General features: G+C 38.1%; 18 protein-coding genes, 3 pseudogenes and 2 riboswitches. Of the genes and pseudogenes, 8 read left to right on the top strand and 13 right to left on the bottom strand.

The window, feature by feature from the left end; translation table 11 throughout:
- Positions 1-428 precede the first annotated feature (428 nt).
- The 3 genes from CEV08_RS05335 (at position 429) to CEV08_RS05325 (ending at position 3,668) form a co-directional block, all read left to right on the top strand.
- Positions 429-821, top strand: a complete 393-nt coding sequence (locus CEV08_RS05335) for a Fur family transcriptional regulator (protein ID WP_100130678.1) — start codon at positions 429-431, stop codon at positions 819-821.
- A gap of 155 nt (positions 822-976) precedes the next feature.
- Positions 977-2,053 (top strand): HlyD family secretion protein, encoded by a 1,077-nt coding sequence (locus tag CEV08_RS05330; protein WP_100130677.1) that lies wholly within the window; start codon positions 977-979, stop codon positions 2,051-2,053.
- A 43-nt stretch (positions 2,054-2,096) separates the two neighbouring features.
- On the top strand, positions 2,097-3,668 hold the full coding sequence (locus CEV08_RS05325; RefSeq protein WP_100130676.1) for a DHA2 family efflux MFS transporter permease subunit: 1,572 nt from the start codon (positions 2,097-2,099) through the stop codon (positions 3,666-3,668).
- 1,530 nt (positions 3,669-5,198) lie between these two features.
- Here the strand turns inward: CEV08_RS05325 and CEV08_RS05315 are convergent.
- From CEV08_RS05315 to CEV08_RS05305, 3 genes are all read right to left on the bottom strand, one after another.
- Positions 5,199-5,783 carry a GNAT family N-acetyltransferase gene (locus tag CEV08_RS05315; RefSeq protein ID WP_100130674.1) on the bottom strand — a complete coding sequence of 195 codons (585 nt, stop codon included), beginning with the start codon at positions 5,781-5,783 and terminating at the stop codon, positions 5,199-5,201.
- A gap of 77 nt (positions 5,784-5,860) precedes the next feature.
- Complete coding sequence (locus CEV08_RS05310; protein ID WP_100130673.1) at positions 5,861-6,994, bottom strand: type III PLP-dependent enzyme; 1,134 nt, start codon at positions 6,992-6,994, stop codon at positions 5,861-5,863.
- 2,316 nt (positions 6,995-9,310) lie between these two features.
- Positions 9,311-10,228, bottom strand: a complete 918-nt coding sequence (locus CEV08_RS05305; RefSeq protein ID WP_100130682.1) for a rhodanese-related sulfurtransferase — start codon at positions 10,226-10,228, stop codon at positions 9,311-9,313.
- A gap of 116 nt (positions 10,229-10,344) precedes the next feature.
- Here CEV08_RS05305 and eda point away from each other — a divergent pair, with 116 nt between their 5' ends.
- Positions 10,345-11,010, top strand: a complete 666-nt coding sequence (gene eda, locus CEV08_RS05300) for a bifunctional 4-hydroxy-2-oxoglutarate aldolase/2-dehydro-3-deoxy-phosphogluconate aldolase (protein WP_100130672.1) — start codon at positions 10,345-10,347, stop codon at positions 11,008-11,010.
- Here eda and CEV08_RS05295 read toward each other — a convergent pair.
- Positions 10,944-11,415: pseudogene (locus CEV08_RS05295) on the bottom strand (ferredoxin--NADP reductase); the annotation flags it as partial. The gene eda and the pseudogene CEV08_RS05295 sit on opposite strands and share 67 nt — an antisense overlap.
- 39 nt (positions 11,416-11,454) lie before the next feature.
- On the bottom strand, positions 11,455-12,285 hold the full coding sequence (locus tag CEV08_RS05290; RefSeq protein WP_100130671.1) for a ferredoxin--NADP reductase: 831 nt from the start codon (positions 12,283-12,285) through the stop codon (positions 11,455-11,457).
- A 1,097-nt stretch (positions 12,286-13,382) separates the two neighbouring features.
- On the opposite strand from CEV08_RS05290, the gene alr reads away from it, so the two are divergent.
- Positions 13,383-14,498: an alanine racemase gene (gene alr / locus CEV08_RS05285; protein ID WP_100130670.1), complete on the top strand. Its 1,116-nt coding sequence runs from the start codon at positions 13,383-13,385 to the stop codon at positions 14,496-14,498.
- Positions 14,499-14,650: 152 nt separating this feature from the next.
- Positions 14,651-14,899 (top strand): annotated as a pseudogene (locus tag CEV08_RS05280) (alanine racemase C-terminal domain-containing protein); the annotation flags it as partial.
- A gap of 1,325 nt (positions 14,900-16,224) precedes the next feature.
- Here the strand turns inward: CEV08_RS05280 and CEV08_RS05270 are convergent.
- The 4 genes and pseudogenes from CEV08_RS05270 to gcvT all read right to left on the bottom strand — a co-directional run.
- Positions 16,225-16,539 (bottom strand): annotated as a pseudogene (locus CEV08_RS05270) (glycine dehydrogenase (aminomethyl-transferring)); the annotation flags it as partial.
- 281 nt (positions 16,540-16,820) lie between these two features.
- Positions 16,821-19,616, bottom strand: coding sequence for an aminomethyl-transferring glycine dehydrogenase (gcvP, locus tag CEV08_RS05265; RefSeq protein WP_100130681.1), 2,796 nt, complete (start codon positions 19,614-19,616; stop codon positions 16,821-16,823).
- Positions 19,617-19,621: 5 nt separating this feature from the next.
- Positions 19,622-19,990 (bottom strand): glycine cleavage system protein GcvH, encoded by a 369-nt coding sequence (gene gcvH, locus CEV08_RS05260; protein ID WP_100130668.1) that lies wholly within the window; start codon positions 19,988-19,990, stop codon positions 19,622-19,624.
- 6 nt (positions 19,991-19,996) lie between these two features.
- A complete protein-coding gene (gene gcvT / locus CEV08_RS05255) occupies positions 19,997-21,109 on the bottom strand; it encodes a glycine cleavage system aminomethyltransferase GcvT (RefSeq protein WP_100130667.1) in 1,113 nt (370 codons plus the stop codon).
- Positions 21,110-21,155: 46 nt separating this feature from the next.
- Positions 21,156-21,247: riboswitch (glycine riboswitch) on the bottom strand.
- Position 21,248: 1 nt separating this feature from the next.
- A riboswitch (glycine riboswitch) is annotated at positions 21,249-21,346 on the bottom strand.
- A 444-nt stretch (positions 21,347-21,790) separates the two neighbouring features.
- Here gcvT and CEV08_RS05250 point away from each other — a divergent pair.
- Both CEV08_RS05250 and CEV08_RS05245 read left to right on the top strand, forming a co-directional pair.
- Positions 21,791-22,453 carry an LON peptidase substrate-binding domain-containing protein gene (locus CEV08_RS05250; RefSeq protein ID WP_100130666.1) on the top strand — a complete coding sequence of 221 codons (663 nt, stop codon included), beginning with the start codon at positions 21,791-21,793 and terminating at the stop codon, positions 22,451-22,453.
- A gap of 13 nt (positions 22,454-22,466) precedes the next feature.
- Positions 22,467-22,667, top strand: coding sequence for a Trm112 family protein (locus CEV08_RS05245; RefSeq protein ID WP_100130665.1), 201 nt, complete (start codon positions 22,467-22,469; stop codon positions 22,665-22,667).
- Positions 22,668-22,901: 234 nt separating this feature from the next.
- Here the strand turns inward: CEV08_RS05245 and CEV08_RS05240 are convergent, their stop codons facing one another.
- The 4 genes from CEV08_RS05240 to CEV08_RS05225 form a co-directional block, all read right to left on the bottom strand.
- Entirely contained in the window at positions 22,902-24,143 is a 1,242-nt protein-coding gene (locus CEV08_RS05240; protein ID WP_100130680.1) for an MFS transporter, read from the bottom strand.
- A 247-nt stretch (positions 24,144-24,390) separates the two neighbouring features.
- Positions 24,391-24,981: a hypothetical protein gene (locus CEV08_RS05235; RefSeq protein WP_100130664.1), complete on the bottom strand. Its 591-nt coding sequence runs from the start codon at positions 24,979-24,981 to the stop codon at positions 24,391-24,393.
- Complete coding sequence (locus CEV08_RS05230) at positions 24,951-25,157, bottom strand: hypothetical protein (protein WP_100130663.1); 207 nt, start codon at positions 25,155-25,157, stop codon at positions 24,951-24,953. Before CEV08_RS05230 ends, CEV08_RS05235 begins: the two co-directional genes overlap by 31 nt.
- Positions 25,158-25,178: 21 nt before the next feature.
- Positions 25,179-25,475, bottom strand: a complete 297-nt coding sequence (locus tag CEV08_RS05225) for a hypothetical protein (protein WP_100130662.1) — start codon at positions 25,473-25,475, stop codon at positions 25,179-25,181.
- Positions 25,476-25,733 lie beyond the last annotated feature (258 nt).

Genomic DNA, 25,733 nt, shown 5'->3' with positions numbered 1-25,733 from the left:
GTCAATAAACCGTTTTAAAACCAAAAAATATCATACACTAAATAGTGCAAAATAAAAACCTAAAAGGCAAAACAATGCATATATGATAAATCTTAGTTCTCAAAACAAGAGCAAAAACCAACCATCGCAAGCAGAAACCGCTCTCGTTACTCGACGTATATAGTACTCTTTCAACAAAAGAGTCAATATCATTTTTTCCTTTTTTGAAAATTTAATAGAGAAAAAATAGAACAGCTTAAGAATAACATGCCAACTCTTAAATCATATTCCCCCTCTTCTCACAACAGTTATAACTCTCCTTAAACATCACGACGCACATCCACACATCATATAAAAGATTTAAAGGCAGGCGACATATTCTATAATCATCATTGCATAAACATCTTATCCGCTTTATGCTTTTTCATGAGAGCAAAAGGGAGATGTCAATGTCATCGAAACTGACGCGTAACCAAACATTGGTTTTGAACACTTTAAAGAATGCAAAAGGGCCTTTAAGTGCTTATGCGATTCTCGATCACTTACGCGAAGAAGGTTTTCGCGCACCTCTCCAAGTTTATCGTGCGTTAGAAAAACTCGTACAGCTAAAATGCATTCACCGCCTTGAAAGTGCAAATGCCTTTATGGTCTGTTTACATCCTGAAAGCTGCCAAAACGAACTCACAACTTTTATAATTTGCGAAAACTGTGGTAAAGTCAATGAAATACAAAATCAAATGATTGTCTCTAGTTTAAAACAAATGGTTCAAGCTGTTGACTTTCAAGCACACAAAAGCACTCTCGAAGTACGAGGTCTTTGTAAGAAATGCGCAACAAAATAAGACCTCTAACTTGCAAGCCTATATATTTAGTATTATGGTTCGAAGATTGCCTTAGCTTTTTGAAAAGCTCTTATCGCCCTTGCATGTATATCACCCTACCCTAAAGTGATGGGCTTATTATACGCGTTGGAACATAAATATTGGAAATATAAATCATGTCCGTATCTGAGACAATTTCTTCAACAAAAAAACTCAATAGAATAAAACAAAAAAAGATAATCAAGGCTCTTTTTATCGTCTTTGCACTTTTTATACTTTGGTTTGGCTATAAATGGATAACTCATTGGCGTTATATGCTTTCCACGGAAGATGCCTATGTGCAAGGAGATATCGCAGCTATTGCGCCCAAATTAAACGGATATATTGAAAAAATTGCCATTAAAGCGAACCAAATTGTAAAAAAAGACGATGTCTTATTTTACTTAGACAATGGTGATTATCAAATAGCCTTAGATCAAACAGAGGCGCGTCTCAACACACAGAAAAAAACACTTCTACGCATTGATGCACAAATCACAGCAGCGCATAGTGCTTTAGATGATGCAAAAGCTCAAAAAACAGCCGCCTCAGCCATAGCAACCAATGCACAACTCACCTTAAAACGTGTAACAGAACTTAAAGAGAATCGTTACGCGCCTCAATCTAATGTCGATGATGCGAAATCAGCTTATGAACAAGCCATTGCGAATGTGAAAAGAGCAGATGCACAAATCGCCGCAGCTCATGCCAATATCCAAGTGCTAGAAGCACAACGAAGTGAAACAGAAAGCCAAACAAAAAGCTTAGAACTTTCGCGTGAAAAAGCACAACGTGATCTTGATTCAACCATTATACGCGCGCCATTTGATGGAATTATAGGAAATTTAACAGCAAAAACGGGAGATTTTGTTGTAAATGGCCAGCGTCTTGCAGCGTTAGTCCCCATCCATGCGCTTTATATTGAAGCAAACTATAAAGAAACACAGTTGCAAAATATTCATGCAGGACAAAAGGCTTATATTTCTGTCGATGCCTTCAAAAATGAGGTCTTTACAGGAACAGTGGTTTCTATCTCACCGGCAACAGGTGCTGTTTTTTCTCTTCTTCCTCCACAAAACGCTACCGGTAACTTTACAAAGATTGTCCAACGCATTCCCGTACGTATTTCTATTCCAGAAGAAGTCTTAAAAACCGGACATATCCGAGCAGGAATGAGTGTTTCAGTAGAAGTTGATACACGGACAAAACCATAAGATAAAAGTCTCTTAATAATAACAAGCAAATGACCTCATTATTATGACATCTTCAACACCAAAGCCTGTACAGTCTCAAGAGCGTATAGAAATCCGTAACATTGTGATTTTTATCGTTATGGCCTTTGGCATGTTCATGGCGATTTTGGATATACAAATCGTTGCTTCCTCTTTAGCCGAAGTTCAAGCTGGTCTTGCTGCAAGCTCTGAAGAAATTTCATGGGTTCAAACCTCCTATCTCATCGCTGAAGTCATCATGTTACCTCTTTCTGGATTCTTAGGAAGATTGCTTTCAACACGTGTTTTCTTCACCACATCAGCAATCGGGTTTACAATTACTTCTGTTCTTTGTGCGACAGCAACATCGATTGAAGAGATGATTATCTACCGTGCATTGCAAGGTTTTATTGGTGGAGGGATTATCCCTAGTGTTTTTTCCGCCTCTTATATACTTTTTCCTCCTTCCAAGCGCCCAATCGTTGTCCCTATCGTTGGACTAGTCGCAACATTAGCCCCCACTATTGGTCCAACGGTCGGAGGTTATCTCTGTCATATCTTATCATGGCACTGGCTTTTTCTCATCAATGTGCCTTTTGGGATTATTATTTCAATTCTCGCTTGGAAATTGATTGATTTTGATAAAGCAAATCCATCTCTCATGGCTAAATTTGACTGGTTTGGCCTCATTTCCATGGCTGTTTTTCTAGGAACTTTAGAGTATGTACTAGAAGAGGGCGCACGTCATGATTGGCTAAATGATCGGCTGATTCGGGACTTATTCATTATTATGATCTTGTCTGCCGCGCTCTTCTTTTGGCGCGCATTTACAGCAAAAGAGCCTATTGTTGATCTTACGACTTTTTCTAATTTTAATTTTTCTGCTGCATCCATTTTTTCTTTTTCTTTGGGAATTGGTCTTTATGGACTCACATACCTTTATCCTGTCTATTTAAGCCAAATCCGCCATTATGATGCCCTCATGATTGGAGAAACATTGTTTCTTTCTGGGTTTGTCATGTTATTAACGGCACCTCTTGCCGGATATCTTTCCGCACGAATGGATGCACGTTTGATGATGGCAATAGGACTTTTAGGCTTTGCAATAGGAACTTGGATGGCGAGTTCTATCACTGATAACTGGGATTTTTGGCAGCTCTTTTGGCCACAAGTTTTCCGTGGTTCTTCTGTAATGTTATGTATGGTTCCTATTAATAATATTGCCTTAGGAACACTTCCACCAGAACGCATGCAAAATGCCTCTGGACTCTTTAATCTTACACGGAATCTAGGGGGGGCTGTAGGACTTGCCATTATCAGCACTCTCATGACAAAACGCACGGACTTCCATTATGAACGAATAGCCGACACAATCAACCACGCAAACAGACAAGCAACTGAAATGCTTTCAAAATTTACTTTATTCTTCAAAACAGAAACCTTTGATTCGTATACGCTTGCTCTTTCTCAATTGTTTGGTATGGTACGCATACAAGCAATGATTATGGCTTTTGGTGATATTTTCTTTATCATCACTATCGTCTTCGGTATTTTGACATTTATGACCATTTTTCTCAGAAAAATACCACCCCTCATAGATTCGCCACCAAGTCACTAAGCTTAATTTAAATTGAGGAATACTTTTTCATCTTTATCACTTTCTTCGATTCTTTTTCACCTTGTTTTTTCTTAATAGATAGTAGAATCAACATGTGATTCTAAATGATTCTTCTTGATAAAAATTCTTTTCAAAACAAACTCCTTATGCACTTTAAAATAACGTCTCACATGAAAAGTTATTTTAGATGATAACAAACAAAGAGCTTATATAAACAGCTTGCACACCATAAAGACGAAGCAGTTCTTTTTATAAGATTTTTGATTTTTCATCATAGAGTAGAAAAAATATTAAAAGAAAATTTGTTCCTGCTATTTATTTTGCAACCTCATTTTACGTCTCCCCTTATAAAAATTATCCTTTAAAATTCTTTATGCTTCACTTTTTGTAGTAAACTTTCAGTCAATTCTTGGAATGGAAACTGCTTTGGTTGGTTTTGCACTTTTAACACTTACGAGAATATTTATATCATCATTCTCTTTTCTAACTTCCCATGATGTCATCTTAAGGAGATTCATAACAGAGGCTCTCGTGATTTTTATTTACGCACCCATGTCCTTGATAACATACAGAACAAAGTTTTTTTGATTCTGAATACGAAAATTAGAAACGAGACAATCAACCTCTATCCGACACTCTCATACGCATTGCCAAATGATTTTTTTCAAAAAAAGCTCTCAAACATATCGTTTTATTTTTTTTACGTTCTTTCAAAAAGTGGATATCTACACTTTTGATTCTATTGCTGCCATATTTTTCTTTCTGAAACCACTTCCCTTTCTGTAAGCGCTAAAATGGTATAAAATTTTTCTCTTTTTGAATAAAATTGATCAGTGAATGATCATCTTCTATGCCCTACTCTTACCATGGTAAATTCACAACTGTTAACGACAGCAAAATTCTCTTACATCTTCAATAGAAACGCCCATACACCTCTTTAATCCCTAAAAAACGTACATTCCGTCCATATTGAATCTGCCCCCAAATACCTTAAGAAAGGTTTTCAATATTCTCCTCCCAATAGGCAAACAATCATTTCTGTTATGAACAATTCAGTAGCATAAACGAGAAGCTCTCGTTGTAAAAATACATTGATTTATAATCATAGTTTATCACGGTGTATTTTATCATGAAAAATCTGAATGTTGTCAATAGCTTCCTATTTGAAAGCTATTCATGATGAATCAATCAAAACCATACCCTTGCCCCTCACGGCAGGGAAATAAAAACTGTCTCAATACAAGATCGACCAATGCGGCCAATGATATAAAGCTAGAAAATTTTATAACGATAGTTAACGCACCCAAAATCACTCAAGAATTGGGTTCTTTTCAATATGATGAAATAGGACTCTCATTCAAAAAAATGAGCTTTAAATATATTCCTACGACCTTAATTAAACCGATCAAAAACAAGAAACCAGCTTTATAAGAAAGCCATATAAAACAATCGCAAAGCAACTCCCCCAAACTTTGTACGAACACTTTTCCAAATGCTAGGCATTATTAAAAAACGAAATAAAGACACTCTTCAAGCCACTTTATGATGCTGAAAATGACTCGAAACAGCTCGTTCTCCACTAGCAATCAAAGTGCCATAACATCCAGAAAGATAGCGTGGTATCAATTCCAAGGCTTGAAAACGATTCTTTTCGTAAGGACCAGGCATTGCCAAATTTTCTGTTAAGCGATTTGAAAAACCAAAACGTTGATAAAATTCAAAATCTCCTACCAAAAAAATAGCGCCATATCCCAATTTTTTGGCTGTTTCAATTGCATGGCAAACTAACATTGATCCTATTCCCATCCCAGCACATTCAGTTGCAACAGCTAAAGGGCCCAAAAGTAAAGCATGTTGTGCTTCATTTTTTTCTTTAAAAAAAGCAACATGCCAAAGACGGACACTCCCCACAAGTTCACCAAGCGTATTTTTAACCACAAAAGAAAGCCCTTGAGCCGCTAATCGACCACGACGTAAAGCCTCTGATGATTTACGTTTACGTCCCTGCCCCATCGTTGCATCAAGCAAAATTTCTCGATAAGGCTCATCGGCTTCTTGCTCCAATAAAAGTGTAAAATACGCCCCATCTTTTGTTTGAAAATTAATCATGTTCATCTCGATAACCCACCCTCTTATAGCCCAATAACGAGCATAGAAAAAAATCTAAAAAAACCTATAGTTAAAAGGAAATCTCAGATCACATAGGATCGTAAAGGTTCAAAACCATTAAAAGCAACAGATGCGTAAGTTGTTGTGTAAGCACCCGTTCCATGGATCAATAGCTGATCTCCAATCGTTAGAGATAAAGGAAGGGGATAAGGTGTTTTTTCATAGAGAACATCTGCCGAATCGCATGTTGGTCCAGCCAAAATACAAGGCTCCATAACCTGATCATCATGAGGGGTCTCAATAGGATAACGAATAGCCTCATCCATCGTTTCAGCAAGACCATTAAATTTTCCAATATCCAGATAAACCCATCGGACATTATCATTGTCAGCTTTTTTAGAGATCAAAACAACTTCTGTGCGAATAACACCAGCATTGCCAACCATCGCGCGCCCTGGTTCAATAATCGTCTCAGGGATACGATTACCAAAATGCTTTTTTAATGAATCAAAAACGACCCTACCATAAACTTGTTCTGTAGGAACATCTTTCAAATAACGCGTTGGAAAACCGCCCCCCATATTCACCAATTTCAATGAAATACCTTCTTGTTCCAAATTTTTAAAAACGCTAGCAGCATCCGATAAAGCACGATCCCAGGCACTTAGATCAACCTGCTGAGACCCAACATGAAAAGAAACACCATAGGCTTGCAAACCTAATTGGTGGGCACGTTTTAGCACATCAACCGCCATAGCAGGGACGCAACCAAATTTGCGTGACAATGGCCACTCTGCCCCTTTTCCATCGGTAAGCACGCGACAAAAGACACGTGCTCCTGGAGCAACACGTGAAATTTTTTCCACTTCTTCAATACAATCAACCGCATAAAGTGAAACACCCAATGCATAGGCTTGCGCGATATCACGCTCTTTTTTTATCGTATTCCCAAAAGAAATACGCTCTGGCGTTGTCCCTGCTTGTAAAGCCATTTCAATTTCTGCAACAGAGGCCGCATCAAAAGAAGATCCTAAAGAATTTAGCAAACGCAAGATTTCAAGAGCTGGATTAGCCTTTATTGCGTAAAAAATACGAGACTGCGGCAGAGCTTTTTCAAAATTTAAATAGTTGTCACGAACAACATCAAGGTCAACGATTAAGCATGGACCTTCAGAACGATGTGTGGCAAGAAAATCGCGAATACGTTGCGTTGCCATCTGCAATTCTCCTTGAGGGAATACCCCCCACTTTATGCTTGGACAGCCAAAACTGCCAAAAGCCAAAGGACAAAAAACACACAACAACCATCCCCATTCTGATCACAAAAAATCAGAAATTAGCATTGTATGCAGCGAAAGAACAGCGCGAAAGCCGCGTCATTCTATATTTATCTGCCTTTTTGATTGGAGTTGAGAAAACCACTTCCGCACTGAAGGCAATGAGGTGTGCCTCTATAGTTATCCCAGCATTTGTATATCTGGAAGACACCAGAAAGGCCCGCACCGTCGTTGCTTCAAGATGTCCTCATTCTTGCAATTGGCTGCAAGAATGACTGGAGCGGTTAGTTCCAGGTACCGTACCGGTTGACTTCACCATTTGAGAACCAGCGGACACCCACAGGCACGTGCGACTTTGGGCAAGAATTTCTATAAAACGAATCCTTTCTCATTTCAATCATTTTTTTAATTTTAAATATTTTTTAATTCTTAAAGAGAATATGATGCGAAAAAACAACACTCTCCTCCAACAGACAAAGCCATCCAGCTGTTTTCATTAGATCTCCCCCTCCCCCAGCCATGCGATATAAATCTCTATCTTGCTTTAAAAGCACTTTGATTTCTTCGCTTCCCCATTCTATTTCTCAATATCCTCACAGAAAATAACGTAAAAAGTCACTCAACATATTAATTTATAATAATAATTTATTATTTTGACCTTAGATCAAGAATCCCATTGTAAAATGCTTTCATTTGTCCCCTCTTGATTAATGAAGCAATCAAAATCATCTCTCTTGTACATCACAAGTAGAAAACAGCATGTGTAGCTACAAAAACAGTTAAAAGAGAATAAAATATATCTTATGAAGCCTCTTAAATGCCAAGAATACCAACATTGGAATCTTAAGATATCCAGACCAAAGCATCATCATCCTTGAAAATCATGACATCCGCCTCCAACAAAACACCATGATCTTGCTCATCAATATCCTAAAAAACATCCGTGTTTCCAACGTCCATTTCATCGCATCCTTAAGCAAGATATCACACAAAATCCCCCGTATAATAGAGCTGCTATGATATCATTCAACTGTGTATCCCTCATCTTTATATTTATGAAATGATAAACAAACGCCCCCATTCTATCTGCCAAAGCCTCATATTTCAAAAACGCTTACATTGAGACTATTATGTGATTTTATAGTTTTTGCCCATACATGGCTTCTACATGTAATGTACAAGTGAATGAGATTCTTTTGATTCGTCATCATCCAATCTGAAAAAAATCATTTCACGCTATTTAACTCTTTTATTCAAATTGAATTATCATTATAAATCAACGCACTATATTTAAGCTCTGAAATTATAAACTCCGCTATCATTCTATTTCTCTTAAACCTGACAAGCTGCTTTTTCATCTTTTCTAAAAAATGAAATCACATCTTATTCACTCACACGCTTTTCTCTTAAAAACTATAGCTCTCCCTCCCCTATAGTAAATCGGACAGACAGCGTAATTTGGGAAGAGTATGAAATTTTAAAACCAGTATTCATGTTTACTGTTATTATTTCATTCAGCTTTACGATTTTCAAAAGCAGCAAAAGCAATGCCTTTTAAGTCATGAAAATTACGCATTGCCTCGCGCTTTTGTTTATCGCTTCTTTAATGGGATCACGCCCCTCATGTAAAAGAGAATACCGCACATAGAATATACTTGGGTTACATCTTCATCGGCTTTCTTTAAAAAAATATTTCTTAAAAGCGCTCGAGCCCATTTTGCACCAGCACTCGTGAATGATGCTATAACGGTACCCCTATGGAATAATATAAAATCTATTGGCCCCCACCATCTTTAGGCTTTATAAAAGAGCAAGCCAAACATCATCACACTCTGAGCCCTCAATGTTGCGACAGCCTTTAAAATTTGAGACGATTCATAAGAGACATATCTTACTTGTATCGTTTTACTCCATACGACTTTCCCCACTTGTAACGTACAAAAAAACATAGTTTTGACTGATTCAACACACAACAGACTTGAAATGAGAGAATCCTCACGATATTTAGATCCCTTATTCAATATGTAAACAGTCGATTATTAGAGATCAATGTGCTAAACTGTTGGTAAATGATGTTTCTATTTTAAAATAAAAAGTATCCGCAATACTCAATCCTATAAAACCAAGGAGAGCAAACGATCTATAATGATTATTTATAAACTGAATAATTTTACGCAGCCCCCAAAAAAGACCGAACAACATCCGGTCTTATAAAACTTTTTCTAGGAGATTAAAAATCCCTACACGATGATATCTTTATGTCCCTTGATGCGATTCAATCGCACGCAACTTCAACAATTGGAATTGCCTATGGCGCTCACGAAAGCGTTCTCTATCAGCTTCACTGCGCGTGTTATAACAAGCATCACAGGAAACACCCTCCTCATAATGAGGCGATAATTTGCTTTCAGCATTCAAAGGAGAACGACACGCGCGACAGAGTTCGCGTCCACATTCTTCAAGACCATGTTGCACAGAAACCCGCTCATCAAAAACAAAGCATTCTCCCCACCATAAACTTTCTTTTTTTGGAATTTTTTCTAAATATTTCAGAATTCCTCCTTTTAAATGGTACACTTGCTCATAACCAAGTTCACGAACATACGCTGTTGATTTTTCACAGCGAATACCGCCTGTACAAAACATAGCAATTTTCTTTTTCTTCTTTAAATCAGCCTCATGTTGACGCACCCATTCCGGAAACTCGCGAAATGTTTTAATCCGTGGATCAATGGCTCCTTGAAAACTCCCAATGGCATATTCATAATCATTCCGCGTATCGATCAAAATTGTTTCTTCATCTTGAATAAGAGCATTCCAATCTTCAGGATCCACATAAGTCCCCACAACTTTTAACGGATCAACCCCTTCAACCCCCATTGTCACAATTTCTTTTTTCAACCGCACCTTCATGCGATGAAAAGGCATTTTTGATGCCCATGAATATTTAATCTCCGGCGTTTGAAAAGCTGGCTCAGCCGTAATAAAATCCACCAACGCCTCAATTGCTTCACAAGAACCAGCAACAGTTCCATTAATTCCCTCTTGTGCTAAAAGGAGGGTCCCTTTAATATTATTTGCTTTACACAAATCCTGCAAAGGCTTTTGTAATTGACGATAATGCTTCAAATCTGCAAAGCAATAAAGTGCAGCAACTTTAAAATTCTTTTTCATGTGTTTTGCCATAACGCGCGTTTCATCCAATCTCAAGATCTATTCATTTACTCTTTAACATATTGTGCTTAATCAAACTATATTAAATCATATTTTTTCCAAGAAGAAAAAACATCATGTGCCAAAAAATAGACAACCTTTTAACACTTCTCCATGGACAAACCGTTATCCCTGTTTTGCTCATTGACAATATACAAAGTGCTGTACCCTTAGCGCGTTCTCTTGTCAAAGGTGGATTAAAAACAATTGAGATCACCTTGCGAACACCAAACGCCCTCCAAGCAATTAAGGCAATTACCCAAAAAGTTCCTGAAGCAATTGTTGGAGCAGGAACAATTCTCAACACAACACACTACGAACAAGCTGAACAAGCTGGAGCAAAATTTATCGTAAGCCCCGGATTATCCAATGAATTAATCAATTGTGCAAAAAACAGTGAAATCCCCCTTCTTCCCGGAGCAATAACCCCAAGTGAACTCATGCAAGCATTAGATAAAGGCTATACATATCTTAAATTTTTCCCTGCCAAAGCCTCTGGAGGTATTGCCTTTATCCAAGCCTTAGCATCTCCCTTCTCTGAAGTCTTCTTTTGCCCAACAGGGGGTATAACACAACAAAGTGCAACGCAATGGCTCCAACTTCCTAATGTTTTTTGTGTTGGCGGTTCTTGGATAGCACCCCAACAGCTCATTGCAATAAAGGATTGGGATTCAATTCATACGTTAGCGCAGAGTGCAACGCAACTCTCCCCTCTCTCAAAAAAAGCGCGCTCTACAACTTGAGATTACAGGAGCATTATTGGCCCCTTCGACAAGACCAAAACCTTCACACATCCTTGCGCAATCTTTTAACATGGCCATGGGGCCACAAATCATTACCCGATCTTCATCAGGGTTAATTTTGGGAAAGCCCGCGGTTTCAAAAAAGCACCCACTCTCCATAACAGTGGTAATGCGCCCCATATGCTCAGAAGGTTCACGCGTGATCATAGGATAAAATTTCAACTGTTGTGCATATGCACCAATGAGTGGATCTTGTTGCAAAGAGCAAACAAGGTCTTTGGCATAAGTCAACTCATTCTTTTCACGCGTTGTTTGAATAAGAACAACTTCTGAAAATTTCTCATAAGTGTCAGGATCACGAATAAGGCTTGCAAAAGGAGCAACCTCTGTACCGATTGAAAAAAGATTAGGTCAGTTTTTTCAAAAAAGCACCAACCCCCACCATCACCCTACAAAAGCGCGCTCTACAACATAGGTTGCGGGAGCATTATTGGCCCCTTCAACAAGACCAAAACCTTCACACATTCTTGCGCAATCTTTTAACATGGCCATGGAACCACAAATCATTACCCGATCTTCATCAGGGTTAATTTTGGGAAGGCCCGTGGTTTCAAAAAAGCACCCACTCTCCATAACAGTGGTAATGCGCCCCATATGCTCGGAAGGTTCACGCGTGGTCATAGGATAAAATTTCAACTGTTGTGCATATGCACCAATGAGTGGATCCTGTTGCAAAGAGCAAACAAGGTCTTTGGCATAAGTCAACTCATTCTTTTCACGCGTTGTTTGAATAAGAACAACTTCTGAAAATTTCTCATAAGTGTCGGGATCACGAATAAGGCTTGCAAAAGGGGCAACTCCTGTACCTGTTGAAAGAAGATAAAGGCGTTTTCCAGGGATAAGAGCATCAAGAACCAGTGTTCCTGTAGGTTTTTTACGCATGAGAACGGTATCACCAATTTTAATTTTTTGCAGATGCTCGGTTAATGGCCCGCCTGGAACTTTTATCGAAAAAAACTCAAGCTGTTCATCCCAAAAGGGACTTGCAATCGAATAAGCGCGATACACCGGCTTTTCTGCATTTGGCAAACCGATCATAACAAATTCACCCGATCGAAAACGAAAACTTTCCGGACGATTCAAGCGGAATTTAAATAACCGATCTGTATAGTGATGAACCTCTTGGACAGTAAGTGCGAACACATTCTCAGGAATCGGAAAATTCGAAGCAACGCTGCTGATGTTTGACGGAACATTGGTAGCAGACGTATTCATACTCTTCCCCATATCTTTCTTGAACGTTAAATTTCGAATCCTTGATGTGATATAGTACTTGTACAACCATCTGCCAACAATTTTCTTAAAACAAAAGCCCTAAGATTAACACCTTTATGTCAAAGTTAATCGAATGAAAAAAATGCGTATACAAACCATATTTAAAGAAAAAAACTTCGAGTGTTAAACAGTCACTGCACTCTTTTCCAATTCTTCAATACATAATGTTATGTGTCCAGTATAACGCTATAATATTCTGTCGCTTTACAAAATTTATAACCAAACACCTTAAAATAAGGGAGTTAAAACTCTTTTGATTGAACGATAGCCGCACGCCCTCCCAACAAAATTCCAACATTACACTCATTGTTTTCTGATCTTTGTTTATAAGGTTTTTTCCATAGATAAATAAGTCTAACGCACTCTATGATTCCTAAAATTTATTTCATTTAAAACCGACAAAAAGATAAAAAACAATATTGAAGACCAATCCATCTTGAAAACAAATAATATCCAAATCGACAGTTTTAATATATCATAAAGTGCTTATACACTCTTTACCCATTTAACTAAAATAACTTTAAGCGCATAAGTTAATGCTCAAATTGTCTAGATGAGTGATTCCTCCCCTCCTTGTGATAAAAAAACTGTAAGTCATTGCTAATAATTCATTGATTGAGAGTGGATAATTTATCATTTTGTATTCTCTTGCATCACCAGGCCATGCTGTTTTAAGAAAAACACTCACCCCACCCGCAACAACAGCGTGACATTGCACTCTTCAGAATGATACAATACAATAAATGAAGCTGTATTTTTTTAATATGCCTCAACAAGAGAAAATAAGTAAAAACCAAAAGTCTATGTTTCACAAATTATCAGAAAACACCATGTTGCTAACAACAAAAATAAAACTAAAATATCTCTTAGATCCAAAGTACCATTTTAGATAAAAAATAACTTTCATGGTGCATAATTCAGTATGGGAGATTGATGATTTTGACCGCAGCCAACAGTATCTTGTCTTATATCATAAGAAACCTCTGTGAAATAACCAAAAAAACACCGTACTCACAAACAAAGATTAAGATTTTAAAATGAATAAATCCGTTAATGATGAAATAAACACATCCCTCTATGCAGCTGTAGCCACCATTGATGTCAGCGCCATTGTTGCCAATTATATCACTTTAGCCAAACGTGTAGGGCCAACACAATGTTCAGCCGTAGTAAAAGCAAATGCCTATGGTCTAGGCGCTCACAAAATTGCTCCTGCCCTTTATCAAGCTGGTTGTCGTACTTTTTTTGTCGCCCAAATCAGAGAAGCATTGCACTTAAAAAGCATTTTACCATCAAATGTCACAATTGCTCTTCTGAATGGGCTTCCACACTTAGCAGAAGAGTTTGTCGCACAGTCTGGTATTGTTCCTGTTCTAAACTCTTGGAATACCATTGAAATTTGGCAAAAGATTTGTCAAAAAAAGGGTAAAAAATTTCCCGCAATTGTTCAAATCGATACCCATATGAACCGATTAGGACTTGATCAAGAAGAATTACAAAAACTCATCAAACATCCTACAATTTTTGAAACCGCAGACATAAAATATATTCTCAGTCATCTTTCTAACGGAGAAGATGATACGCACCCATCAAATTATACCCAATTAACTTCTTTCAAAACGATCCTTGCACAACTGCCGCCTTGTAAAGCTTCCTTTGCTAATTCTGGAGGTATTTTTTTAAGCTCAGATTTTTATTTTGATCTTGTTCGCCCCGGTATTGCACTTTACGGAATCGACCCCTCAGAAAAATACCCATCTCTTCTAAAACCTGTTTTAAAACTTGAAGCCCAAGTTCTTCAAAACCGTGTTGTTGATGTAGGCACACCTGTTGGTTATGGAGAAAGTTTTATCACCAACAGACCAAGCACTCTTGCAACCATTTCTGTTGGCTATGCAGATGGTTGGCTGCGTGCTCTTTCGAATAAAGGTAGCGTTTATTTCCATGGGCACAAACTTCCCATGGTTGGGCGCGTTTCTATGGATTCTATTATTGTAGATACGACCGAACTTGATCAAAAACCTCAAAAAGGTGACTGGGTCGAACTCATTGGTCCCCATCAAACACTTGAAAAAGTGTCTACAGATGCCAACACCCTTCCCAATGAAATTTTAACGTCTCTTGGATCACGTTATAAATATATTTACACATGAAAAACTTTTTAAATAAATAAACGAATAAAAATCATTATTTTAGAGAACTTCTCAGAAAGATTTTACAACAATCAATCGCATAAAATGGTTATGAGACACCGCATATTCACAAAGATCCCCCAATAAACAAGTTGATGAGCTGTTTTATAAAGTGGCTGCGTTCCCTTTCGAATAAAGGTAGCGTTTATTTCCATGGGCACAAACTTCCCATGGTTGGACGCGTTTCTATGGATTCTATTATTGTAGATACGACCGAACTTGATCAAAAACCTCAAACGGGTGACTGGGTCGAACTCATTGGTCCCCATCAAACACCTGAAAAAGTGTCTACAGATGCCAACACCCTTCCCAATGAAATTCTAACATTTCTTGGAACACGCTATAAATATATTTACACATGAAAGACTTTTTAAATAAATAAACGAATAAAAATCATTATTTTAGAGAACTTCTCAGAAAGATTTTACAACAATCAATCGCATAAAATGGTTATGAGACACCGCATATTCACAAAGATCCCCCAATAAACAAATTGATGAGCTGTTTTAATAAAAGTAGACTTCACCTAAAACACAAAAATTAAACCTCTTTCTCACATCAATTAACGGAAAAGAATCGATTGCCAAGTTTTTAAAATGAATACCCAATGAGGTCAAAATATTCATTCTCTACATACCAAACAAGACAGCCAATCTCGTCAAGTTTCTCTCGCTTTTAGGCTTGTTCACCATAAAGAAACCAAAATCATTTGTTTGCATACTACAACCTAGACTATATGAAAGTCATTTAATAAGGGAATAAATACTTCTTATAAACCATCTCAAGGGCTTATAACCATTAGACACTAGCGAGTGCGCCATAATGGGAGGGGTGAGTGATGCCGGCTTTCTCCTTTATGAAGCGTAAAAAGAAAAATGCTCAATAGATTTATCATTGTACCGTTCACAAAGCACCCTTTCGAAATAAGATTGAGAGCGGAAAGGACTCTTTAAAACAAAGTGAATTAACAACCCAAATATATTCTTTTGGGGGATATTCTGTTTGGGGTGTTCTATTTCACATGAGGATCGTACCCCCATTAAAGAACACAATAAACAAAAGCATGAGACAATGTGTAATTTCTTAAAAAACATTGTTTGGGATGCTTTTGAAATCTGTAAAGCTAAATTAAAAGGAGATGATAAACGAAGGATTAATGTTCACCTTTACAGCTTTTACATTTTTCCAAAATAAGATTATCTTCCAGTCTCAAAGATTATGCCAACGAAGAGACACAATCCCCTCACCCTCATCTAACCTACAAGCATATAAAAACTGGCAAAAATTGGCAAAAACTGGCACGAGCCATCAAACCTCTTGTTCGCCTTAATCTTTGGCTCGAATATGCTGCTATGTAAGGTTTGGCTGTTGATTAGATAGGCAACAGCTAAAACACAAGCGCTCTCAGGAAAATAATACCATAAAGTCAAAAACTGACGAACAATAAACTAGGCAATGGACTGGAAAGAGGTGCCGATTTTTTTACAAAAGGCTCTGCAAAAGCAATCATGACACCATTTGGCTTTGCGTTTACTTATTCTGACAAGTATTATGACATATTCTTTGCGTCTTCTTCATAAAAAGCAGATTGAAGAGAAATATTGAGATAATTCTTGGCGCGAAATCTTAACTCGAAAATATGAAAGCTCGACGAGATGTAACAACAGAGTTTCGCATGCCTTTAAATATTGGCTGGATCAAGAGAGCTATTTGGAAAAGCAGCTTCTTGTCGCGAATAGGGTCGCCCCCAAGCATCATCTAAAGTATCTGCAACTGTATGAGGCGCATTCACCAATGGATTATTATCTTTTGGCCAAACGCCATTCCCAACTTTTTTTGCTTCTTCAGCAATAGAGAGTAATGCATCACAAAGTCGATCAATCTCTGCTTTTGGTTCTGATTCCGTTGGCTCAATCATCAAAGTTCCAGGAACAGGAAACGACATCGTGGGCACATGGAATCCATAATCAATGAGACGTTTTGCAATATCATCTATCCCCATAAGTTTCGCTCTCATTTACGTGAATTGGCTGGCTAACAACAACCGCACTGCACCTCATCACTAAAACAAAGTCATATGATAGAAGAAAAAGAAGAGCATATATTGCCTACACAACGCAGCTTTTTTGTAAAATTTTTCGATTTTGCTTATGTTATAAAAACAAGGAGAAATTCTAAAAAATAGATCAATAAAGCCATAGCAACAATTAATAAGCACAAAACCCACACAAAATGCGTGGGTTTTCTTTGATACAAATAAACAAATTGAATATATATTTTTATCTAATAACTATTTCCCAATGGCGGACACGAACAAATGAGCGTTCTGTCTCCTGCAACATTATCAATACGCGATACAGGAGGCCAATATTTATTGGCTGGATCAAGAGAGCTATTTGGAAAAGCAGCTTCTTGTCGCGAATAGGGACGCCCCCAAGCATCATCTAAAGTATCTGCGACTGTATGAGGCGCATTCACCAATGGATTATTATCTTTTGGCCAAACGCCATTCCCAACTTTTTTTGCTTCTTCAGCAATAGAGAGTAATGCATCACAAAGTCGATCAATCTCTGCTTTTGGTTCTGATTCCGTTGGCTCAATCATCAAAGTTCCAGGAACAGGAAACGACATCGTGGGCGCATGGAATCCATAATCAATGAGACGTTTTGCAATATCATCAACACTTACCCCATACTGATCTTTCAACACACGTGTATCCACAATACATTCGTGAGCAACACGTCCATGTTTGCCTCGATAAAGAATGGAATAGGCAGATGAAAGACGTGCAGCAATATAATTAGCATTTAAAATAGCTATCTGTGTTGCATATTTTAAGCCATCAGCGCCCATCATTCGAATATACATCCACGTAATTGCGAGAATAGAGGCACTTCCATAAGGAGCAGCCGAAACCGCATGGGTTGTGCCATCTTGTTCATGCCCTGGTAAGAAGGACATAAGATGCGCTGCGACCCCAATTGGCCCCATACCAGGCCCCCCTCCCCCATGAGGAATAGCAAATGTTTTATGCAGATTCATATGACAAACATCAGCACCAATATCGGCAGGACGCGCAAGCCCTACAAGTGCATTAAGATTAGCGCCATCAAAATAAACTTGCCCACCATTTTCATGAATAATAGAACAAATTTCCTTAATGCTTTCCTCATAAACACCATGGGTGGAAGGATAAGTAATCATGAGAGCGGCCAATTTATCCTTATGCAATTGTGCTTTCATTTTGAGATCATCTACATCAACATCACCATCGCTTAAACATTTCACCACGACAACTTCCATTCCTGCCATATGTGCTGAAGCTGGATTGGTACCGTGTGCAGATGCCGGAATCAGACAAACTGTCCGTTGATGTTCACCCCGCGAATGGTAATAGCGTCGAATAGCCAAAAGCCCCCCATATTCACCTTGAGCACCAGAATTTGGCTGAAAAGAGACTTGTGCAAATCCTGTAATTTCACACAACCACGCATTTAACTGGTTGATCATCTCCAAATAACCCGCCGCATCCTCTTGTGAAACAAAAGGGTGTATATTAGCCATGCTTGCCCAACTCACAGGCATCAATTCAGCCGCTGCATTAAGCTTCATGGTACAAGAACCAAGAGGGATCATAGCCCGATCAAGTGCCAAATCTTTATCCGCCAAACGACGCAAAAAACGCATCATATCTGTCTCTGAATGAACCGCATGAAAAAAGGGCTGAGAAAGAAAAGCAGCATCCCGTTCTTTGCCAAACAGTCGCGGAGAAACTTGATCAACGAGTTGTGCCCCCAACAGCTGTGCTAAAACACAGGCATCTTCTTCTGTCGACAATTCATCAAAATTGATGATAATGGTATCATCATCAAAAACACGAACAAGGCGTCCATTTATTTTGGCTTGATGTGCAATCTCTCGCGCTTTTCCCTTCACAACAACGCTTACACAATCAAAAAAGCTTTCCCCTTCAACATGAATCCCTAAAGCCTCTAATCCTGCAACAAAACGACATGTTAAATAATGAATCCGCTTCGCAATCTCTTGTAAGCCTTTTGGCCCATGCCAAACAGCATAAGCGGTTGCCATATTCGCCAACAAAGCCTGCGCTGTACAAATATTTGACGTCGCTTTATCGCGGCGAATATGTTGTTCACGTGTTTGCAAAGCTAAACGAAAGCCAACGCGCCCTTCTGTATCCACCGATTGCCCCACTATACGCCCTGGAATAAGACGTGTGAGCGCATCACTAACCGCAAGGTAACCAGCATGCGGCCCCCCAAACCCCATCGGAACGCCATAACGCTGCATAGAGCCAACAACAATATCAGCCCCCCATTTTGCGGGCGCTTCCATAAGAGTAAGCGCTAAAGGATCAGCCACAACGATAACCAGCGCTCCTTTGTCTTTTGCCTCTTTTATGACCTCACTGTAATCATGAAAAGAACCTCTTGTATCAGGCCAAGATAAAACAATGGCCGCTGTGTCAGAACAAATTTCCCTCTCTTGGCTAATACGCATTCCTTGTGTTTCAGCACGCGTTTGCACAACACTTAAAGTCTGAGGGTGTAAAAGACTCTGGAGAGAAATTTTTGTTTTTTTCTCACGGAAAAAGCGAAAAGCAAGAGCATTAGCTTCCGCCAAAGCGGTTCCTTCATCAAGAAGAGAAGCCGCTGCAACAGGCAAACCAGTCAGTTCACTAATCAATGTCTGAAAATAAAATAAAAGCTCTAAACGACCTTGGCTAATTTCTGCTTGATAAGGGGTATAAGCGGTATACCAAGCTGGATTTTCAAATAGATTTCGTAAAATAACCGGAGGCACAAATGTTCCATGATATCCTTGCCCAATAAAACTTTTGTGCACACAATTACGCTCCATCATTTTGGAGAGTTCTTCCAAGGCTTGGTTCTCACTCGCAGCTTTTGGAAGATTCAGTGGACGCCCCAAATGGATAGAGTTTGGAACCGCTTGAGAAATGAGTGTATCAACACTATCGAGCTCCAAAACATCAAGCATTTTTTGTGTTTCATCAGGACGCAGCCCAATATGGTGAGAAGAAAAAGAACGCTCGATCATGACACTCATCCAATCAGAGCCTTATAAGCATCTTCATCCAACAACCCTTCCAGTTGTGTTTCATCCTGCAATGTCATTTTCCATAACCAACCTTCTGTTTCGGCTTTCTGGTTTACCAATTCAGGATTACCCGACAGTGCTTCATTGATTTCGACCACTTCACCATCAAGAGGAGAATAAACATCTGAAGCTGCTTTCACCGATTCCACGACAGCCGCCGCCTCCCCCTTGGAAAGTTTTGTTCCACTTTGTGGTAAATCAACAAAAACCAAATCCCCTAATTGCTCTTGCGCATAATGTGTAACGCCAACAGTCACCACTTGTCCTTCAACGCTAAGCCATTCGTGGTCTTGTGTAAAATAAGTTTTAGACATAAAAAATCATCCTTTAAAATAACGTTGTTTAACAAAGGGAAGTGAATGAACTGAGAGTGCAATCTTTTTACCTCGCAGTTCCGTAAAGACTTCTGTCTCTTCAGCTTTACAGTCAACCGGAACGTAACCCATGGCAACAGGACCATCAAAAGAAGGACCAAAACCGCCTGATGTTACCACACCAATCTCATTACCTTGATCATCGAGGAGCACCGCACCAGCACGAATGGGTTGGCGCGTTTGTGGTTTCAATCCAACACGACAACGTGCAGGTCCTTTTTGCAGCGCTTCAAGAAAAGCTTCTGCGCCATAAAATTTTGCTTTTTCTCGAACACTTTTAGGAACAGCCCATGTTAGAGCCGCATCAATAGGCGTTGTATCAGGGGTAATATCATTTCCATGCAAACACAACCCTGCTTCCAACCGCAAGCTATCGCGTGCGGCAAGTCCAATCCACTCAACACGAGAATCACTCAGCAATTTTTCAGCCAACATATGTGCATGCCCTATGGGCAAAGCAATTTCAAAACCATCCTCACCCGTATACCCCGAACGCGTTATAAACCAATCTTGTTGTGGTTCAAATCCCTGCATAAAGAACAATTCATTTCCTGGTAAATCCGCATCAGCAAGAACAGCTGCTGCTTCAGGACCTTGAAGCGCAAGCAAAACCCTTTCAAGGGCAATTACTTGACAGTCAAAATCAACAGCACGGCTTTCCAATTCTACAAAATCAGCCTGAGCATTCCCCGCATTAGCAACCAACATAAAACGGTCATCTGCCAAACGAGTAATGATAAGATCATCAAGAATACCTGCCTTCTCATTAAGCAAGTAATTATACCGTGAATGCCCAATCTTTAAAGCTGCCGCATCAATAGGAAAAGCATAGGATAAAAACGCCACGGCTTGTGCCCCTTCAACAGCAATCAATTTCATATGAGAAATATCAAAAAGTCCTGCATGTGCACGCGTATGAAGATGCTCTTTCAAAACGCCAAGAGGATAAGTTAAAGGCATATTCCATCCGGCAAAACCACCAAATTTTGCTCCTTCTTCTTCATGCAAATCATATAAAGGAAGTGTTTTTAAAAAAGATGTTTCTTGTTGTGTGCCCATAATAACTCCAAAGCTGCGCTAACATCCACCATAAATATGGCCGTTTCTGCACCCCTCTGTCATCAACCTGAGAGACTCGCGAAAAGACTTTTCGCTTACACCTTCGGCGCGGGCTCTCCCGACTTTCCAGATCTGCCTTCCTCCTTTTACGGTCCTTAAAGCCTGAGAGATTATGGGCTATTTCCCCTTCGGCGGCACTGCGAAAATTTGCAATCTGCACTCTCCCGTAAAAGAATGAAAGAAACGACAACGTTCTTTCCAGCATATTCTAATCTATAACCTATCTTTATCGCACTGTCATTAGTAAAGTGATAAACGAGCTTTCATTTTAAAACTTGCATAAGCTGCTTCAAAGGATTTATAATAGAGCCCTTTTGAAGCTTACAAAAATTGTAAGGAACAGATTTTAGGAAATTTAAGATAAAAATCAAAAACTATAGACGAAAATGCCCCTTGAAAATCATGTAAAACGTCACACACTAAAAGGATCGCAAAGCAATATTCTGTCTTGTGCAATTCAATCTTAACAATAGGGTTTCATATTTTTTAAGAATAAGGACTTCAAGTATTTTATAGTATGATTTTAATGTACAAGAAGTAGATTTTCTGCTTTCTCAATAGTGTCATAAATTTCAAACGCTTGACAGATTAAAATTACCGAATAAAGGTCACAACATACTCATGAAAGCTGGTAATATCTCTTACAATTGCGAAAATGATCTTCCAAAGCAAATTGCCCTTTTCCCTTTAGAAGGTGCACTCTTATTGCCCGGCGGTTTTTTATCCCTCAATATTTTTGAACCAGAATCTCTTGAAATGATTGAAAACGTTATGGTATCCGATCGTCTATTGGGCATTATTCAACCCCTTTCATCGGGTACAGACCGCTTTTCTACACAACTTTATAAAACAGGCTGTATAGGACGCATCACAAACTACAGTGAAACAGGCAATGGACAACTGTTCATTATATTACAAGGTGTTTGCCGCTTCACCTTAGAACAAGAATTGACAAACACTAAATCCTATCGAACAGCTCTCATCCAATCAAACATAAAAGACTTACAAGAACTCGATAGGGAAGAAAGCATTAATCGAGAAAGCTTACTCGACGTTGTTGAAAAATATTTAACGATCCATGAAATGGAATATAATTGGAGCAGTATTATAGAAGCTCCTACACCTATATTGGTTAATGCTTTTTCAGCTCTTATCCCCTTTACACCAGTAGAAAAACAAGCTCTCCTTGAAGCTCCAGATATCACAAGCCGTGCCCAAACTCTTCTTGCATTAACAGAACGCTCACTGATGAAACAAACAGGTACCGATTACTGTTTAAACTAATAAACGTAAAAACATGAAAAAAATGACCACAGATCCTAAAATGCTCGAATTGCTCGTCTGCCCAATGACGAAAGGAACGCTTTCTTTTAACCGAAAAACACAAGAGCTTATTTCTCTCAAAGCCAATCTTGCTTATCCTATTCGTGATGGCATTCCCATTATGCTTGCTTCAGAAGCGCGCCCTTTACAAAGCAATGAAAAAAATAGCATATAAGCGTAAACCGCTCTTATATATTTTTTTAATGATCACGCGCTATTTTAAAAGACTTTTTTAGTAAAAGATCTCTTTTGTTTCTATTTCTCTCGCTTTTAAAAGCCATTGTTGTGGAAAAGCATAATATGCACTTTGCGTAAGACACACCTCTTCAAATACAAAAACCTTTTCCCTTATGAATTTTTGCTTAACATGATACGCCAACTCAGATTTTTTACATCTGAATTGATAAAATTAGCGACAGCGCTCATCATCTCCAGTAATGTTAAGAGATGTTATGTCTTTATTTTTCTTAATTTTTATAACGCCAATCATTCCAGTAGAAATAATGAGAGCAGACATCGTTAAAAAAGAACTCATCAATCCCACAAATGCAAAAAGTCCAGCAATAAGGCCAGACACAGCTTCAGCAGAGTTCGCTAAAGTTGAAAAGGTTCCAAAACTCTTACCAAAATCTTCACGACGAGAATATAATTGAAGCGCTGAGACTAAACTAATATCCACAAATGCACCCATAAATCCTAAAACAAAGGCGAGCCCTAAAATTAGTTTTAAATAAAATATTGAAGCTAAAGGCATAAGAAACAGAACACCCCCATAAAAAAGCCAAAAGAGCATGAGCTTTAATGATGTAACCTTGGATATAATTTTATGATAGAACACACCACCGATAATCATTCCAACAGCCATGAGAGAAAAAAGTGAACTCACAAAACTTTCCTCTCCACCCATAGACAGAACAAAAGCTGGAATTAAAAATCTTAAAATTGCACCCGTAAAGAGAATAGCAAACGACGAGCCAACGAGCGTAATAAATAAATTTTTATTTTCAGTCGAAATATATTGAAGATAGGAAGCCGTTTCTCGATAAATTTTTATAAAATTGAAGGGTTTATTCTCACTTGAGTTGAAATTTACGAGATTAAATAACACAATAATCGATATAAAATAGGTAAAAAAATCAAAAATAAGAACGGCTGATTTATTGGCGAAAAGAAGCAAGAGGGAACAAACTAAAGGACCAATGACAGATGCCGTTTCCTCTATAATTTGTGCAATGCTATTGGCCTTTGTAAGATCCTTTCTTGAAAACATTTTCGGGATAGCCGCTTGAAAACTTGGTTGAAAAACACTTCTTCCTATTGTTGTAAATATTGCTGCAAAAATAAGAATAATAATATGAGCCGTTCCTGTTATAGTGGTTATCAAAACGAATAATGAGGCGAATAATCTCACCAATTCACTTAAGATCATATTTTTCTTCAAAGAAAAATTATCCGCTAACCAACCACCTACAGGTCCAAAAAAGAGAAAAGGGATAAAGCGAAAAAAATACACAAGACCTATCAAAAAGGCGTTATCCGTTAATTCTAAGACAAGTAGAATAAAAACAACTTCATAAGCAGTGTCGCCAACTTTAGAAATAAAAAGAGAAGAAAAAAGAGCTAATGGACTCTTTTTTAAAAATAAATTCATATCAACCATCCGATAGTAAACTTTTTGACAGTTAAAACTCCACGCCCGCTTTCATAAAATTGGTGATATGAACTTCAAAAGAACGCCAAGTCAGTGGTTAAAATACCCCCGCCTAAAAGTTTCGCAATACATAACACCATCACACCTTAAAGAACAGTGTTTTACGGCATGACCGGATAATCAGCTGTATTTTTGTTGTAATTTATAATTTTCCAATGACTTTTGAATGCCTCAACGCATTATTTTTTTACAGCACTTTTACACTTTTTAAAGCTTTTTCCTCTGCTTCTTTTTGGAACTTCATTCTATTAACGTTTTCGTACATTTCTATTGTTTGGTTAATCTGATCATCAGTCCCTGCTTTAAAGACAATCATTGTTTCAAACGGACGAAATGATGACGATTGCCAAATATGAAAAAAGATTTTCGTAGACAAACTTTCTAGATCAAAATCACTCAGCCCTGTTCCTTTGAAGTCATCGATAGATATTGCTTTTTTTGACATAGCAAGACCAATAACATCGCTATTGTTCTTACCAAAATTTCTTACTTTTAAAAGGTTCTTTTGAGCGTCATAAACTGTCGACATATTCATAATTTCATCAAGATTTTGAGCACCGATGCCAAAAATGAATATAAGATCATTTAAAGAACAAGCATTGTACAAACGTAGGTGAAATTCAAGAAACCTGACTGCTTTTTGAATGATTTCTATAGCGCAGTTATGTGATTTTTCATCTAAACGAAAATCACGAATATCTGGAATGTAGATTTCTTGTGTTTTTTGCAACGATGCACCTTCACTTTTTAATGCACGATCAATAATTTTTCCAACCAATCATAACTCTTAGGTTCATCAATCTCTATGAATTTCGGCCTGATCTCATCTAAAAGAGTGCGCAGCCCATACTGTTCTTTAAAAGCACGCTCTCTTTGTTCACACGTTATTATAACTCTATGGGTATCTTTTCGTTTATCTGGTATAGATGATGCTTCAATTTCTGGATCATTCACTTTAAATGGCTCACCGCTTTCTCACCTTTTAACAGGTATCCAATGCTCACCCTTAAGAACATCAAAAGCCTTCGCCCCTTGCCCCTCCCTAAAAGGAATACCTTGTTGAAAAAATATATTTAATGGATTAGAAACATCTGACGACATTTCCCGTATTAAAGACGCCAAAATTTCATGTTGAAGTTTATCATCACTTATTAACGAATCTTTCTCAAACTCATAGAAACTCTTCGCGCCTTCTGGAAGGCGCCAATTGTAAACCTTAGCTCCCTTTGCAAACCAGCTGTTAATGATTTCCTCGTTTGTGGCTAATTCCATGAGATGATACTCCCCCTTCAAATTCCAAATAATCCTTTTTATCAATAAATTCCAATACAGTTTTTATTACAATTCTTGAAAAAAGTTCATTATCTATTTCTATTAATTAACTTAATGTTAACCATATTATACTTGAATCATCAAGAAAAAAACCAAATTAAGACATCAATGATATTTTATTTTTAATATAGATCCCCACTTAAACGTGCCTTTGTAACGCAAGAGCAAAAATTTTAACCAAAAACATGTTAAGGATTT

This window comes from Bartonella tribocorum, assembly GCF_002778015.1.
Taxonomy (GTDB): Bacteria; Pseudomonadota; Alphaproteobacteria; order Rhizobiales; family Rhizobiaceae; genus Bartonella; species Bartonella tribocorum_B.
Note: the sequence above shows the minus strand (reverse complement) of the source record. Positions and strands in the feature narration are given on the sequence as shown.

Bases quoted from the DNA above. Each gene is read 5' to 3' on its own strand.
- CEV08_RS05335 (WP_100130678.1), top strand. From the start codon at position 429: ATGTCATCGAAACTGACGCGTAACCAAACATTGGTTTTGAACACTTTA.
- CEV08_RS05330 (WP_100130677.1), top strand. From the start codon at position 977: ATGTCCGTATCTGAGACAATTTCTTCAACAAAAAAACTCAATAGAATA.
- CEV08_RS05325 (WP_100130676.1), top strand. From the start codon at position 2,097: ATGACATCTTCAACACCAAAGCCTGTACAGTCTCAAGAGCGTATAGAA.
- CEV08_RS05315 (WP_100130674.1), bottom strand. From the start codon at position 5,783: ATGAACATGATTAATTTTCAAACAAAAGATGGGGCGTATTTTACACTT.
- CEV08_RS05310 (WP_100130673.1), bottom strand. From the start codon at position 6,994: ATGGCAACGCAACGTATTCGCGATTTTCTTGCCACACATCGTTCTGAA.
- CEV08_RS05305 (WP_100130682.1), bottom strand. From the start codon at position 10,228: ATGAAAAAGAATTTTAAAGTTGCTGCACTTTATTGCTTTGCAGATTTG.
- eda (WP_100130672.1), top strand. From the start codon at position 10,345: ATGTGCCAAAAAATAGACAACCTTTTAACACTTCTCCATGGACAAACC.
- CEV08_RS05290 (WP_100130671.1), bottom strand. From the start codon at position 12,285: ATGAATACGTCTGCTACCAATGTTCCGTCAAACATCAGCAGCGTTGCT.
- alr (WP_100130670.1), top strand. From the start codon at position 13,383: ATGAATAAATCCGTTAATGATGAAATAAACACATCCCTCTATGCAGCT.
- gcvP (WP_100130681.1), bottom strand. From the start codon at position 19,616: ATGATCGAGCGTTCTTTTTCTTCTCACCATATTGGGCTGCGTCCTGAT.
- gcvH (WP_100130668.1), bottom strand. From the start codon at position 19,990: ATGTCTAAAACTTATTTTACACAAGACCACGAATGGCTTAGCGTTGAA.
- gcvT (WP_100130667.1), bottom strand. From the start codon at position 21,109: ATGGGCACACAACAAGAAACATCTTTTTTAAAAACACTTCCTTTATAT.
- CEV08_RS05250 (WP_100130666.1), top strand. From the start codon at position 21,791: ATGAAAGCTGGTAATATCTCTTACAATTGCGAAAATGATCTTCCAAAG.
- CEV08_RS05245 (WP_100130665.1), top strand. From the start codon at position 22,467: ATGAAAAAAATGACCACAGATCCTAAAATGCTCGAATTGCTCGTCTGC.
- CEV08_RS05240 (WP_100130680.1), bottom strand. From the start codon at position 24,143: ATGAATTTATTTTTAAAAAAGAGTCCATTAGCTCTTTTTTCTTCTCTT.
- CEV08_RS05225 (WP_100130662.1), bottom strand. From the start codon at position 25,475: ATGGAATTAGCCACAAACGAGGAAATCATTAACAGCTGGTTTGCAAAG.